We start from the raw sequence: 15320 nt of genomic DNA on the forward strand, positions 1-15320 counted from the left end.
ATTCGTTCCTCCTTATTATTTCCCAAGACAAAACTGTGAAAAGAGCTGATCAATCAAGCTCTCCTGTACGGTATCTCCATTGATTTCACCGAGCGTATCCCACGCACGACGTAAATCGATTTGAACCATGTCGATCGGCATATTCATGACGGCACTACCGAGCGCCTCATCAATTTGACCAATCGTTCGTTTGATTAACTGAATGTGTCGAGCGTTTGAGATATACGTCATATCCTGTGACTCGACACCTTTTGCGAAGAATAGATTTGCGATGGCCGCTTCAAGGGCATCGATTCCTTCATCTAGCAAGAGCGATGTCGCCACAATTGGACGTCCTGCCGCTAGTTTCTCTAGCTTAGAAGAATCCATGTTTTGTGGCAAGTCTGTCTTGTTGATGATGATGATGGCATTCATTCCTTTAACTGCCTCAAATAACGCCTCATCCTCGACAGTCAATCCCTCATGTCCGTTCAAGACGAGAAGGACCAAATCTGCCGCTTCTAACGCTTTTCTCGACTTTTCCACACCGATTCGTTCCACGATATCTTCCGTTTCGCGAATCCCTGCCGTATCGATCAATTTGAGCGGAACACCTTTCACGTTGACGTATTCCTCAATTGTGTCACGTGTCGTACCGGCAATTTCGGTGACAATCGCTTTTGTCTCTTGAACGAGCGTGTTCATCAAAGAAGATTTTCCGACGTTCGGTCGACCGATGATTGCCGTGGCCAAGCCTTCACGTAAGATTTTCCCTTGTCGCGCTGTCTCGAGTAACTGTTCGAGGACACGTTTGACCTCGCCCGCTTTCTCTTCGACGATGGCCTGGGTCATCTCTTCTGCGTCATATTCTGGATAGTCGATGTTGACCTCGACCGCCGCAATCGTCTCGAGCAATTGTTGACGTAACTCGCGAACGAGACGTGACAAACGTCCTTCCATTTGCGCCATCGCAACGTTCATTGCTCGGTCCGTCTTCGCGCGAATCAAATCCATGACCGCTTCCGCCTGAGATAAATCGATCCGACCATTTAAAAAGGCGCGCTTCGTGAACTCGCCCGGTTCTGCTAGGCGGATGTCGGGTTGATCGAGAATGAGCTCAAGGACACGATTGACCGCTACGACGCCTCCGTGACAATTGATTTCGACGACATCTTCTCGCGTAAACGTCTTCGGCGCGCGCATAATACTGACCATGACTTCATCGACGATTTCGCCCGTATTAGGATATTTTAACGTTCCATAATGAATCGTATGTGAATCGACTGTTGTTAAGTCTTTCCCAGAAAACACATTGTTCACCGTTTCGACCGCCAAATCGCCCGATAGTCGGACGATCCCGATGGCACCTTCACCCATCGGCGTCGAAATCGCTGTAATCGTGTCAAACTCTAGCATCTTTCTCCCTCCAAACCTAAACATCTTCTTCTATCATATGCATAACGAACCTACTATACACGATATTCGACTTGAACGAAAGAGTTGGACCATTGATAAAGTCATTGCCATTCGACTCATCGTTTTCGTACAATAAAGGAATATATTTACATAGGAGAGAGATGATCTAAAGATGAAACAGCAAGACGCAATCCGAATCATCACCGAACGATTAGAGCACGATGAAGCGGTTCAAGCGATTTTTATGAAGGGTTTATTCGGTCGGGGAGAAGCCGATGAACATTCAGATATCGACCTCTATGTCATGGTACACCCCGATGAAGAGGTCTCTTTTCTATCTAGACGCCTCGAGCATGTAACCGCCTATCGTCCGATTCTGTTAAAAGACGAGATTCACATCGTCGCTCCACAACTCATCGCCGTCTTTGATGATTTTCTTCACCTCGACCTGTTCACGGTCACGCAAGAGACGTTGAATCATCAAGACTCGATTCATGTGCTCTACGACCCACAACAGCGACTTGCTAGACACGCCACTTCCTTGCAATTAGACGAAGCGGCAATCAGTGACCATGCGTTCGATACCGTGTGGTTCTTTTTCCAATATACAAAATCACGCAATCGAGGCAACGCGATGTGGGCAACGGAGATGCTCCGGCAAGGAATGGTCCATTTCGCATATGTGTTAGCCGCTCACCACACACCGGACCGGGCTTCCCTTGGTTTAAAAGATGTGACGCAGCGACAAAAAATCGACCTCCGCTCATTTTATGACCATTTGACCCCCGCCTCACACGAAAAAGCCGCCCACATCTATCTGGAGCGACTTCAGGTAGAGCAAACTTTTTTCGCATCACTACCTGGCTACAACGTGTTCGGACCGTTCATGGAACAGTTGATTCAACGAGAAAAAAGCCGTCCTGGCATATAGGGCGGCTTGTTTTTTAGTTTTTTTTTTGGCGTTTCGTCGAACGAATCGTGAAATAGAGGAACAGTTCCAGTATCGCGATGGCGATGAGAATGCCGCCGAACAGTTGGAACAAGACAAGTAGGCTACTGAACGGATTCGTCAACATGAGAATCCCGACACCTATCCACAATAGACTTCCAAAAAAAAACCAAAGCCATCGTCCCGACATCGATTGACGGTAACCGAGTGCCTGAATCAGGCGGATAATTCCACCGAATAAGAACAAGGCTCCGATCAAAATCGGGAGAAGACTAGCTAGCGTCTCTGCGAAGAAAAAGACGACCGCTGCCAAAATCAAATAGATGAGACCCATAAAGAAAGTGGGTGGCAACCCTCCCTGACGTCGACGCAACCCTTGAAAGATCATCCAAATCCCCATGATTGCTAAATAACCGGCAATGACATACACCATGACAAAAAAGAAAAATCGAGGATATAACAAAATGAGAACACCAAGTACAAAATAAATGACCGCTTGCCATAACGTCGAACGTTCCAAACGCTGAATGAATGCCTCCATTTTCCCACACCTCCGTTTACTCGTTTCTATCTCTATTCCCCTCTGACCGGCTTGCAATCCCAAAAAAAAAGCTGAGCGTCAGAAGACACTCAGCTTAGCGATTATTTACGCTTTTTCTTTTTGTTTTTCTTTTCTTTTTCAGCAAGCGCTGCACGCTCTGCTTCTTTCGCAGCGATTTTCGCTTCAGCCGCAACCTTCATCTTCTCACGCATCGGGAGCATGATTGCCATCGTGACGATGATCGAGATGATATAACCGACTACCCAGTATAACGAAAGGGCAGCTGGGAGGTTGATCGACATGACGAAGATCATAACCGGGAAGATATAAAGCATCATCTTCAACTGCGGGTTCTGTTCTTGACCCGCCATTGAGATTTTTTGTTGTGCGTTCGTCAAGATTGCCGCTAAGATCGGCAAGACGAACGTTGGATCCGGAGCACCGAGGTCGAACCATAAGAAGTTCGCTTCGAAAATCTCAGGTGTACGGCGAATCGCATCATAGAATGCGAAGAGAATCGGCATTTGAATCAAGATCGGCAAACATCCCGCGAGCGGGTTGATTTGGTATTCCTGATAAAGCTTCATCATCTCTTCTTGGAGTTTACGTTGTGTTTCCTGGTCTTTTGAGCTGTACTTTTCACGAAGCTTCAGCATTTCTGGTTGCAACACTTGCATCGCACCCATACTCTTCGTCTGCTTGATCATGAGTGGGAGAATCAATAACCGGACGATAATCGTCGCGATGATGATTGAAATCCCGTATTGCCACGGGCCACCGACCAAGTAAGCAACTTCCTTCAAAAGCCATGCGAGCGGCCATACAAAGTACTTCGCCCAGAAACCTTCTGTGTCAGCCGTTACTGGTTCGGCTTGGATGGTAGACGGATCCACACAGCCTGCCATCAGCATGATGACCGCGGTCATGGCAGCGAGTAATCCTAATTTTAGCTTTTTGCTCATAGTTCCTCCTACGCTTTCTTTATCAATTCTTTTTAACGCACACGTCGATCGGGCAATCTTATCAGACTCTAATTATATGAGAGAATAAATTCAGATTGTCATGGTCACCGGCCCTGCTTTTGCCAAACCTTGGCCCGTTTGAATACGTGTTTCAAACTCTCGGTTACTTCCGACTGCGTCAATGCGGTCGCAGGCTTTCGAGCGATGATGACATAATCATTCGGTGCAACGTTTGGTTCGAGCAAGCGAAGCGACTCACGCATCAATCGTTTCATCCGGTTCCGTTCCACAGCATTTCCAAGTTTCTTGCTGACGGAAAGACCCACTCTGAAATGTGTTTGATCCGCTTTGAGCGTGTAGACGACAAACTGACGATTGGCCACGGAGCGTCCTTCGCGAAACACCGCTTGGAACTCTTCATTCTTTTGCAGGCGGTATTCTTTTTTCTTTATTCTCACTCCATCCTTCGCTTCAAAAATCGTCAACTAACATCATATCATATCCACATCATTTGAACGAGGGAGAATCCATGAAATACTACGTTTCTGTGACAAACTAAAAAATTGCCCGAGGAAAGGATCCCCGGGCAATCTTCATTCGGAATTATACAGTCAAGGCTTTACGGCCTTTACGACGACGAGCAGCAAGAATGTTGCGACCGTTTTTAGTCGCCATGCGTGCACGGAATCCGTGAACTTTCTTACGCTTACGGTTGTTAGGGTTGAAAGTTGGTTTCATGGTTACAGCACCTCCTCAAGATTAACGCTCTATTAGCAAGTTATAGTTTCATTTAAGGCAGTCTTTAAGATTATATAAATCGATTCAACAATTGTCAATGTATTTTCGGATGGTTTTCAAATTCATAGAATGAGGCACTCAGAAAGCATTCATCCACATGGATTCGATCCTTATCCGAAGGACGAGTAGGGGATGAATGTATACACAACCTTTACGTATTTTATAAACGGTCTTTATAAATAGCCATGTTGAGCCATTTTATCCACAAAATCTCGAAGTTATCCACATTTATATGTGAATAACTCCTCTTTTTTCTTTTTTTTTTTCTTTATTTTTTCTTTTTCTTCTTTTACAAAAACAATCTTTCATTTCACTTCTTCCTCTTTTGTGTATAACTTTTTCATCTCATATTCTATCATTAGTGCTTTATCCACAATATATCCACAGGTTATCCACAAAACACACAGCATGTGGATAAGTGGGTGTGGATACTTTTCTTTATCTGTGGATAAATAAAAAAAAGCATTGCCACGTCTATTTTATTTTGCTAAACTGAATGTGCACAAACTTGTGGATGAACAATTCGTGATTCCAAGATATACACAGGCTGTGGATAAGTGTTATCCCCATAATGAACACCATGTGGATAACTTTATCCACAGTTTTTGTTCTCTGGGGATAACCCTAGTTTCTACTATAGAATAGTGTATGTGTATATCGTGTGAATAAGTTTTACCCAACATGTGAGTAAAGGAGGTCTTTCATTGAAGAATGCTCGCGAGATTTGGAGAAATGTCTTATCGGTAATCGAGGAAGAAGAACGAACTCCAAAAGCCAGTTTTGACATGTGGTTGAAATCAACCGAGGGGATATCATTGATGGGAACGACGCTCGTTGTGTCGGCACCCGCCAGTTTTATCGTCACGTGGTTAGAGCGACAGTATCTCTCTCTGTTACAAGATACGGTTGAAGAGATCACAAACAACAAGCTTGAAATTCATTTCATCGAGGAATCTCAAGCACACAAGTATGCTCCAGCGGATGGATCGTCAAATGAGTCCATCGCCGTGACAGAAACAAAAGAACAGCCCGTGCTATTACCTTCAAAAGAGGAAGGGGATCTTGGTCAACTGAATGACAAATACATTTTCGAGACGTTTGTCATCGGATCGGGGAACCGTTTTGCCCACGCCGCATCACTTGCTGTCGCCGAAGCACCTGCACGCGCCTATAACCCGCTCTTCATATACGGAGGCGTTGGACTTGGTAAGACACATTTGATGCATGCGATTGGTCATTATGTAAAAGGTCAAAAACCGGGGGCTCGCATTGCCTATGTCTCTTCTGAGAAGTTCACAAATGAATTTATCAATTCGATTCGGGATAATAAGACCGGTGAGTTTCGGAACCGTTATCGAAACATTGATGTACTATTGATTGATGATATTCAGTTTTTAGCAGGGAAAGAACAAACCCAAGAAGAGTTTTTCCACACATTCAATGCATTGCACAACGATCAGAAACAAATCGTGATTTCAAGTGATCGACCACCAAAAGAAATCCCGACGCTAGAGGATCGACTTCGTTCACGCTTTGAATGGGGCCTAATCACAGACATCACACCACCGGACCTTGAGACGCGAATTGCGATTCTTCACAAAAAAGCGACCGCGGAAGGGCTTGATATCTCGAATGAAGTCATGCTGTATATCGCGAATCAAATCGATACGAACATTCGGGAACTAGAAGGGGCACTGACACGAGTCGTCGCTTATGCAAAACTTGTCGGGCGACCAATCGACCCGGACGTGGCAGCCGAAGCGCTTCATAATATCATGCCTGTCCAGGAAGCGAAGAAAATTGTCATTCGCGATATTCAAGAAGTTGTCGGTCAACACTTCAACATTCAAGTAGAAGAATTGAACTCAAAAAAGCGAACTAAGACGTTGGCATTCCCACGTCAAATCGCAATGTATCTCTCGCGGGAGATGACGGAGAGCTCCTTGCCAAAAATCGGGGAAGAGTTCGGAGGGCGTGATCACACGACTGTGATTCATGCACATGAAAAAATTAGCACCCTTCTAAAGAACGATGTGGAAATGCAAGAGACGATTCAAACGTTGAAGAAGGCACTTTCTAACTAATGAAGAATTCTCTGTGGATATCCTGTGGATAAACCACCTCAGTTATCCACAAGTTATTCACAGGCGAAATCGCTTAACACGTATGACTTAGGGGACTTATCCCCAGTATCCACAGCCCTTATTACTATTATGATTTAATTAATACTATTATATTATTAGGAAATGGACTCATTTCACCTTAGGAGGAATTATCCACATGCATTTAACGATTCAACGAGATGTATTCATGCAAGCCGTACAAGACGTATCAAAAGCTGTGGCTTCACGAACGACTATTCCAATTTTGACAGGCTTGAAACTTGAGGCACATGCGGATGGCTTAACACTGACAGGAAGTGATACCGAGATTTCGATTGAACGCTTGATTCCAATCGAAGAGGGTGGAATTGAACTCATTCAAATTCAACGTGCTGGAAGCGTCGTGTTGAACGCACGCTTCTTAGGAGAAATCGTGAAGAAGTTACCGACGAACGAGGTCACACTCGAAGTTTCACCGAACTTCATGACGCGCATTGAGTCTGGTCAGGCAGAGTTCCATTTAAACGGTCTCGACCCGGATGAGTATCCACGCCTACCTGAACTTGCGAGTGATCGTCGCTTCTATTTGCCGGCTGATCTATTGAAGACCATCATCCGTCAGACGAGCTTCGCTGTTTCTTCACAGGAGACACGTCCCGTATTGACAGGGGTTAACTTCTCAGCAGAGAAGGGCTTCCTTACATGTGTCGCAACCGATAGCCACCGTCTGGCGCTTCGTCGCGCACGTTTTGAGACAGATAACGATTTGACGTTCCAAAATGTCGTCGTTCCTGGTCGCTCACTCAACGAATTGGCAAAATTACTCGACCGTGAAGAGTTGCCGATTGAAATCGTCTTAACGGACCAACAAATTTTATTCCGTATGAAAAACATCTCATTCTTCTCTCGTTTGTTAGACGGTGCCTATCCAGACACGTCACGTCTCATTCCGGAAGAATATCGCACAGCGGTTCGGATGAATGCGAAAGAGTTCTTACAGGCCATTGACCGTGCATCGCTCTTAGCACGTGCCGATCGCAACAACGTCATTAAATTTGTGGCGGAAGATACAACGGCAGTTGAAGTCTCTTCACACTCGCCGGAAGTCGGAAAAGTATCGGAACGTGTCAGCATCCTGTCTCTTGAAGGAGAAGAACTAAAAATTTCCTTCAACTCGAAATTCGTGATGGACGCGCTCCGCGCACTCGATGCATCTGAAATCGAAATCCAGTTCACGGGTTCGATGCGACCGTTCATTTTACGACCGGTTGAACAAGATAGTGTTCTTCAACTGATTTTGCCAGTCCGCACATCGTAAGCTGCGGATAGGGATGATGAGGTGTCTTGCCTTGTCATCCCTCTTTTTGCCTTATTCGTTGATTTTCGATAAACTAATATGTATGGCGATTTTTTCAGATCATCATGTGAGAAAGGAAGTGACGACATGGAAAAAGTGTCGATTACAACCGAGTATGTAACGCTCGGACAATTTTTAAAATTAGCTGATATCATCTCGAGTGGGGGACAAGCAAAGTTCTTTTTAGAGGATGTCATGATTAAAGTGAACGGTGAGCAGGACCAGCGCCGCGGTCGTAAATTAAGAGATGGAGATACAATCGAAGTCGAAGGCTTCGGGGAATATCAAATCGAGGGAAACTGACGTGCATTTAAAGTCGATCCGATTGCAAAACTATCGCAACTACGAAACCCTCGAGCTAGATTTTTCAGAACAGACGAATGTTCTGATTGGTGAGAACGCCCAAGAAAAAACGAATCTTCTCGAATCGATTTACGTACTTGCGCTCGCAAAATCGCATCGGACGACACAAGACCGTGAGTTAATCGGTTGGGAAGCCGATGCTGCGAGTATCGAAGGACGGATTCATAAACGGACGGGCGAATCGGTGCAGAGTCTCTCTTTTTCTCCTAAAGTCAAGAAAGCAAAGCTCAATCATTTGGAACAACGTCGTCTCAGTGACTATGTCGGCGCATTTAACGTCGTCTTGTTCGCCCCAGAAGACTTAGCCATCGTCAAAGGCAGTCCGCAAGGGAGACGGCGATTTTTAGATATGGAAATCGGTCAGGTCAGTCCGGTGTACTTACACGAGCTCAATCAATACTTGAAGACGTTGAAACAACGGAACGCCTTGTTGAAGCAGTTATCCACAAAAGGTGGCGACGAGACGTTACTTGAAGTCTTGACGGATCAATTGATTGAACTTGCCGTAAAAATTGTGATGAGACGCTATCACTTCATCGACCAGAAAAAAAAATGGGCCAATCCCATCCATTCCGGAATCACGAGAGAACTCGAAACACTGACGATTCAATACGTTTCCGACACGTTCCAAAAAGAACGCTTCTCAAAAGAACAGATGTTTGAAACGTATCGTCAAAAGTTTGATAAAATAAGAGAGAACGAACGACGAAGAGGTGTGACCTTGTTTGGTCCGCATCGTGACGATTTTGAATTGTATGTCAACAATCGAAACGTTCAAACGTTCGGTTCACAAGGTCAGCAACGAACGGCGGCCTTGTCATTGAAGCTAGCTGAGATTGAATTGATTCATGAAGAAGTAGGCGAATATCCTCTGTTGTTATTAGACGATGTGTTATCTGAGCTTGACGATCATCGCCAAACCCATCTCCTCGATACGATGGGACGGAAAGTACAAACGATTTTGACTACAACAAACATTGACGGGATTGCACATGAGACCATTCAACAAGCTAAAGTGTTTCACGTGAAACAAGGTGAGGTTGAAACGGAGTCCGTGTAATCGTGGCAAGAAGGAACACCAAATCATGTATAGTAGGTGAAAATAACCGATGAGTAATGAAAATGAAAAAGAATTGCAAGCGTACGGCGCCGATCAGATTCAAGTCCTTGAAGGCTTAGAGGCTGTCCGTAAACGTCCAGGGATGTATATCGGTTCCACAAGCTCTCGCGGTCTCCACCATTTGGTATGGGAGATTGTCGATAACTCAATCGATGAGGCGCTCGCTGGTTATTGTGACACGATCACAGTGACGGTTGAACCAGGGAACTCGATCGTTGTTGAAGACAACGGACGTGGGATTCCGGTCGATGTTCAAAAGAAAACGGGTCGACCTGCCGTTGAAGTTATTTTCACGGTGTTGCACGCAGGTGGTAAGTTCGGCGGTGGCGGATACAAAGTATCAGGTGGTCTTCACGGTGTCGGGGCGTCGGTTGTTAACGCCTTATCGACGAAACTTGAAGTGTTCGTTCGTCGCGATGGAAACGTATATTACCAATCGTTCAAACGTGGTGTCCCACAAGGTGAACTCGAAATCGTCGGGACGACTGACACGACTGGGACGACAGTTCGTTTCTTCCCAGACGGAGACATCTTCCAGGAGACACTCGAATATGACTTTGATCTGTTAGCGACACGCTTACGTGAGCTCGCCTTCTTGAACAAAGGGTTACGAATCGTGGCTAAAGATGATCGTAGTGACGAGACGATTGAACGGAACTATCACTATGAGGGCGGAATCAAGTCTTATGTCGAGCACTTGAACCGGTCAAAAGCGTCGATTCATGAGGAGCCTGTGTACGTACACGGTACGAAAGACGGAATCGAAGTCGAGATCGCGCTTCAATACAACGAAGGTTTCGCAAGTAACATTTATTCATTCACGAACAACATTCCGACGCATGAAGGTGGGACGCACGAGACTGGATTTAAGACGGCGCTCACCCGTGCCATTAATGATTATGCGAAGCGATTCGGATTGATGAAGGAAGCCGATGGTAGCCTCTCAGGGGATGATGTCCGTGAAGGATTGACGGCGATTGTTTCGGTCAAGCACCCTTCTCCTCAGTTTGAAGGGCAGACGAAGACAAAACTCGGGAATGCCGATGCGCGTACGGCAACGGACACATTGTTCAGCGACACTTTCGAACAATTCCTACTCGAGAACCCGTCGGTCGGCCGCCTCATTGTCGACAAAGGCTTGATGGCGGCACGTGCGCGTCTTGCTGCGAAACGTGCACGCGAGATGACACGTCGTAAAGGGATTCTCGAAGTCAGTTCATTGCCAGGGAAATTGGCAGACTGTTCGTCAAAAGATGCATCGAAATCTGAACTATACATCGTTGAGGGTGACTCAGCGGGAGGTTCTGCGAAATCTGGACGTGATCGTCACTTCCAAGCCATCCTTCCGATTCGAGGGAAAATCATCAACGTTGAGAAAGCACGTCTTGATAAGATTTTGGCCAACCAAGAAGTTCGGACCATCATCACGGCTCTCGGAACAGGGATTGCCGATGAGTTTGACTTATCGAAAGCGCGCTATCATAAACTCATCATCATGACCGATGCCGATGTCGATGGTGCGCACATTCGGACGTTATTGTTGACGTTCTTCTATCGTTACATGCGCCCACTCGTTGAAAGTGGATATGTTTATATCGCGCAACCACCACTCTATGGTGTGAAGCACGGGAAAGAAACCATCTACGTTCAAAACGACCGTGAGTTGCAGGCAGCGATTGCACAACTTCCTGAAAATGCACGTTATAGCGTTCAACGTTACAAGGGTCTCGGAGAGATGGATCCTGAACAGTTATGGAATACGACGATGAACCCGGAAACGCGTTCGATGCTTCGTGTCGACCTGCAAGATGCAATCGAAGCGGATGAAATCTTCGAAACGCTCATGGGTGACAACGTCGAACCACGCCGTGACTTTATTCAATCTCACGCCCATTACGTGAAGAACCTCGATATTTAATAAGAAGGGTAGGCAATAACGAATGGCAGAACAAGAAAATATCAAGGATATAAATATTAGCCAGGAGATGCGAACGTCGTTCATGGACTACGCGATGAGCGTCATCGTATCACGTGCCCTTCCGGACGTGCGAGATGGATTAAAGCCGGTTCACCGTCGTATTTTATATGCGATGAACGAACTAGGTATTCGCGCGGACAAGCCACATAAGAAGTCGGCGCGTGTCGTTGGGGACGTCATCGGTAAGTACCACCCACACGGTGACTCAGCCGTTTATGAGACGATGGTCCGCATGGCTCAGGACTTCAGTTATCGCTACGAATTAGTCGACGGTCACGGGAACTTCGGTTCAGTCGATGGCGACTCGGCCGCTGCGATGCGTTATACCGAGGCACGTATGTCTAAAATTGCGATGGAACTCGTACGAGACATAAAAAAAAACACGATTGATTATCAACCAAACTTCGATGGTGAAGAAAAAGAACCAGTCGTACTTCCGGCACGTTTCCCGAACTTCCTTGTGAACGGGACGAGCGGGATTGCCGTTGGTATGGCGACGAACGTTCCGCCTCATAACTTGAACGAGGTCATCGACGGTGTACTGGCGCTTTCTCACAACCCGGACATCACGATTGCAGAATTGATGCAACATATCCCGGGTCCTGATTTCCCGACTGCGGGAGAGATTTTGGGACGTAGTGGGATTCGTCGTGCATATGAAACTGGACGCGGATCGATTACGATGCGTGCGAAAGCTGAAATCGAGGTCTTGAAAAATGGTCGTGAACGGATCCTCGTGCACGAGATTCCTTACCAAGTCAACAAAGCGCGTCTCGTTGAAAAGATTGCCGATTTGGTTCGCGACAAGAAAATCGAGGGAATCACGGACTTACGCGATGAATCAGACCGTAACGGGATGCGCATCGTGATTGAAGTTCGCCGCGACGCGAATGCGAGTGTCATCTTGAATAACTTGTACAAGCAAACACCGATGCAAACGACGTTCGGTGTTAACATGCTCGCGCTTGTAGGCGGTCGTCCAAAAACGTTGAACATCAAACAAGCAATCTATTACTACATCGAACACAAAAAAGAGGTCGTGCGTCGTCGGACGCAATTCGATTTAGACAAAGCGGAAGCACGTGCCCACATTTTAGAAGGTCTTCGTGTTGCCTTGGATCACTTGGATGAAGTCATCGCCATCATCCGTAGCACACGCACAGGTGACGAGGCTCGTGAAAAGTTGATTGCCCGCTTTGGACTTTCGACTGAACAGACGCAAGCAATCTTAGATATGCGTCTCCAACGCTTGACTGGTTTGGAACGTGAGAAGATTGAAGGCGAATATCGTGAAGTGAAAGCGTTAATCGAAGAACTTCGTGCGATTCTCGGAGACGAAGAATTGCTACTCGATATCATTCGTAACGAGTTAATCGAAATCAAAGAGCGATATGGTGATGCTCGTCGTACGGTGATTCGTACGGATATCGTTGAACTCGAGGACGAAGATTTGATCCCAGTTCGCGACATGATGATTACGCTCACGAGCGAAGGATATATCAAGTCGATCCCATCGGATTCATATCGGACACAGCGCCGTGGTGGACGTGGGAAACAAGGTATGGGAACGAATGATGAAGACTTTGTGCTTCGTCTGCTCTCCGCGTCGACACACGATACCATCCTGTTCTTCACCAACTTCGGACGCGTCTTCCGTCTCAAAGGATACGAAATTCCTGAGATGAGCCGTACCGCGAAAGGGATGCCGATCATTAACTTGCTTCAAATCGACAAAGGTGAAAAAGTCGAAACGATGATTCCTGTCGATTTCAATAGTTACTTGGCTAACCAAACGGTAGCGGAAGAGACACAGGATGAGTCTGAAGAAGTAGCGGACGAGCAGTTGTCTCTCGTCTTCATCACGAAAGAAGGATTGATTAAGCGTTCGCCACTTTCGGCATACGCCCAAAAAAAAAAAAACGGTCTACGTGCCATCAGTTTGAATGAGACAGATGAACTCGTTACGGTCCGTTTAGCGAAGAGCGACGATGAAATGTTGATCGTCACACGCCAAGGTATGTCGATTCGCTTCCCTCTCGAAGGAGAAGTTCGTTCGATGGGACGTACGGCACGAGGCGTTCGCGCGATTCGATTGAAGAAGGAAGACGATTTGGTCGTCTCGATGGAAATCGTTCGTACCACGCAAGACGTCTTGATTATCACTGAAAAAGGATACGGAAAACGTACGGCCATGGAACAGTTCCGCACACAAGGTCGTGGCGGTTCCGGTATCATCGGAATTAAGACAGATCGTGGAACAGTCGTCGGGATGCGTGTCGTCGATGAAGACGATGACATCATGCTGATGACCGAACTCGGTGTTGCGATTCGGATTGATTCACAAACGATCTCTCAAATGGGTCGAAGTACTCGCGGTGTGAAAGTGATGAACATCGAAGAGGGCGATCGTTTAGCGACTATCGCAAAGTTAAAAAAAGATGAGTTAGAAGAGGAATCAGCAGTCGATTTGGAGAATGGGTTTGAGGATGAAGCACCTGAAACCGATGAATCGTCTGATGTGAATGAGTAAGACGAGAGGTCGAACGGTGTTTCCGTTCGACCTTTTCATATATTAGGAGGGATTCGCGTGCGTTTGAACTTATCCACTGTACATGTTGGGATGACGCTATTGTCACCCGTTTCTTCTTTAGAAGCCGGAATCCACTTAACCAATGAACATTTACGTTTGCTCCGTTTCTTAAAAATCGAAGATATCGATGTCGCACCTGTTGAACAGAAGCTCTTCACGTCTAAAGAAGAACAGCGCCTCTGTAATCAGGTCCTTCAATATGAGAAACATTATAATCAGTGGGAAGAACGGATCGCACCTAACCCATATGAAGGTCTAGAATTCATTCATCAACTATTTCGTCAGGAAGTTCCGCTTACAGCGATCGTTCATTTCTTTACGCATCAGCCGTTGCGGAAAAATCATGTCATTTACCATTCCGTCTATCGAGCGCTCGTCGCCCGTGCCTTATCGAAATATCGAGGGGACGAACATCAACTCCAATTTGATTACGGGATTGCTTCTTATTTTGCAGATGCGAGCTACGCTAAAATTCGGAAATGGTCTCATATGCGTTATTTCACAAAAATGGAACGGGAGCTATTGTATCAACACCCACTCGTTTCGGCATCGATGCTCCCGAGTACTCAAACGTTACGAGGAAGAGTGTATCAATTGATTACCGAGCATCATGAGCGATTGGATGGATCCGGGTTTCCGAAACGCCTGACGGAACGCGAGTTGAATCCAGCCTCTCCTCTATTTATTGTCGCCGATCGCTTCTGTCAGTTAACAGCACCCCGAACGTTCCGAAAGCCGCTCTCTCCAGAGGAAGCATATTTCTATATGTGGCAGAACAAAGCCTATGATGGAGAAGCTTTGTCGCTTCTTGCGACATTACTTGGATTTTATGAAATCGGTCGCCCTGTTTTATTGAGCAGTGGAGTACGAGGAACGATACATGCCTATACGAATCGTGTCGAACAACCGATTGTGCTTGAAGCGACAGGGGAGAAAGAATATGATTTATCGCGATTAACCGATGTGAGCATTGTTGCATTACAATAAGAAGAAACTAGCGATTCCATTCAACAAAATGAAATGGAATCGTCTTTATTTATTCTTTTTTAAAAAACTTTCTTTTTATAGTTGACGGATATAATTACAGGTGCTATTATAAATGAGTCGCTAAGAGCGGCAGACGAACTTTGAAAACTGAACGATGAGGCAAAAATAAGTTTTACAA

General features: G+C 46.0%; 13 protein-coding genes. 8 read left to right on the forward strand and 5 right to left on the reverse strand.

The features are described from left to right. Positions 1–15 precede the first annotated feature (15 nt). Entirely contained in the window at positions 16–1395 is a 1380-nt protein-coding gene (gene mnmE / locus BBB58_RS02345; protein WP_031424082.1) for a tRNA uridine-5-carboxymethylaminomethyl(34) synthesis GTPase MnmE, read from the reverse strand. Positions 1396–1567: 172 nt separating this feature from the next. On the opposite strand from mnmE, the gene BBB58_RS02350 reads away from it, so the two are divergent. Next, positions 1568–2326, forward strand: a complete 759-nt coding sequence (locus BBB58_RS02350) for a nucleotidyltransferase domain-containing protein (protein ID WP_074035254.1) — start codon at positions 1568–1570, stop codon at positions 2324–2326. Between the two features lie 13 nt (positions 2327–2339). On the opposite strand, the gene BBB58_RS02355 is transcribed toward BBB58_RS02350, so the two are convergent. From BBB58_RS02355 to rpmH, 4 genes are all read right to left on the reverse strand, one after another. After that, positions 2340–2885 carry an HdeD family acid-resistance protein gene (locus BBB58_RS02355; protein WP_074035256.1) on the reverse strand — a complete coding sequence of 182 codons (546 nt, stop codon included), beginning with the start codon at positions 2883–2885 and terminating at the stop codon, positions 2340–2342. Between the two features lie 101 nt (positions 2886–2986). Further along, positions 2987–3847, reverse strand: coding sequence for a membrane protein insertase YidC (gene yidC / locus BBB58_RS02360; protein ID WP_074035258.1), 861 nt, complete (start codon positions 3845–3847; stop codon positions 2987–2989). Positions 3848–3951: 104 nt separating this feature from the next. Continuing rightward, the gene (gene rnpA, locus BBB58_RS02365) at positions 3952–4326 is read right to left on the reverse strand and encodes a ribonuclease P protein component (RefSeq protein WP_338082749.1); all 375 of its coding nucleotides are present in this window, start codon (positions 4324–4326) and stop codon (positions 3952–3954) included. Positions 4327–4450: 124 nt separating this feature from the next. After that, positions 4451–4585 carry a 50S ribosomal protein L34 gene (gene rpmH / locus BBB58_RS02370; protein ID WP_015880216.1) on the reverse strand — a complete coding sequence of 45 codons (135 nt, stop codon included), beginning with the start codon at positions 4583–4585 and terminating at the stop codon, positions 4451–4453. 764 nt (positions 4586–5349) lie between these two features. On the opposite strand from rpmH, the gene dnaA reads away from it, so the two are divergent. The 7 genes from dnaA (at position 5350) to BBB58_RS02405 (ending at position 15142) form a co-directional block, all read left to right on the forward strand. Beyond that, entirely contained in the window at positions 5350–6729 is a 1380-nt protein-coding gene (gene dnaA / locus BBB58_RS02375; protein ID WP_074035260.1) for a chromosomal replication initiator protein DnaA, read from the forward strand. A gap of 196 nt (positions 6730–6925) precedes the next feature. After that, a complete protein-coding gene (gene dnaN, locus BBB58_RS02380) occupies positions 6926–8065 on the forward strand; it encodes a DNA polymerase III subunit beta (RefSeq protein ID WP_026824743.1) in 1140 nt (379 codons plus the stop codon). 126 nt (positions 8066–8191) lie between these two features. Then, positions 8192–8407 (forward strand): S4 domain-containing protein YaaA, encoded by a 216-nt coding sequence (yaaA, locus tag BBB58_RS02385; RefSeq protein ID WP_015880213.1) that lies wholly within the window; start codon positions 8192–8194, stop codon positions 8405–8407. Between the two features lies 1 nt (position 8408). Further along, on the forward strand, positions 8409–9527 hold the full coding sequence (gene recF, locus BBB58_RS02390) for a DNA replication/repair protein RecF (protein ID WP_074035262.1): 1119 nt from the start codon (positions 8409–8411) through the stop codon (positions 9525–9527). 49 nt (positions 9528–9576) lie between these two features. Beyond that, positions 9577–11505, forward strand: coding sequence for a DNA topoisomerase (ATP-hydrolyzing) subunit B (gene gyrB, locus BBB58_RS02395; RefSeq protein ID WP_074035264.1), 1929 nt, complete (start codon positions 9577–9579; stop codon positions 11503–11505). Positions 11506–11527: 22 nt separating this feature from the next. Beyond that, entirely contained in the window at positions 11528–14095 is a 2568-nt protein-coding gene (gene gyrA / locus BBB58_RS02400) for a DNA gyrase subunit A (protein WP_074035266.1), read from the forward strand. Positions 14096–14152: 57 nt separating this feature from the next. After that, complete coding sequence (locus tag BBB58_RS02405) at positions 14153–15142, forward strand: HD-GYP domain-containing protein (protein WP_074035268.1); 990 nt, start codon at positions 14153–14155, stop codon at positions 15140–15142. Positions 15143–15320 lie beyond the last annotated feature (178 nt).

This window comes from Exiguobacterium profundum (assembly GCF_001909285.1).
GTDB lineage: Bacteria > Bacillota > Bacilli > Exiguobacteriales > Exiguobacteriaceae > Exiguobacterium > Exiguobacterium profundum.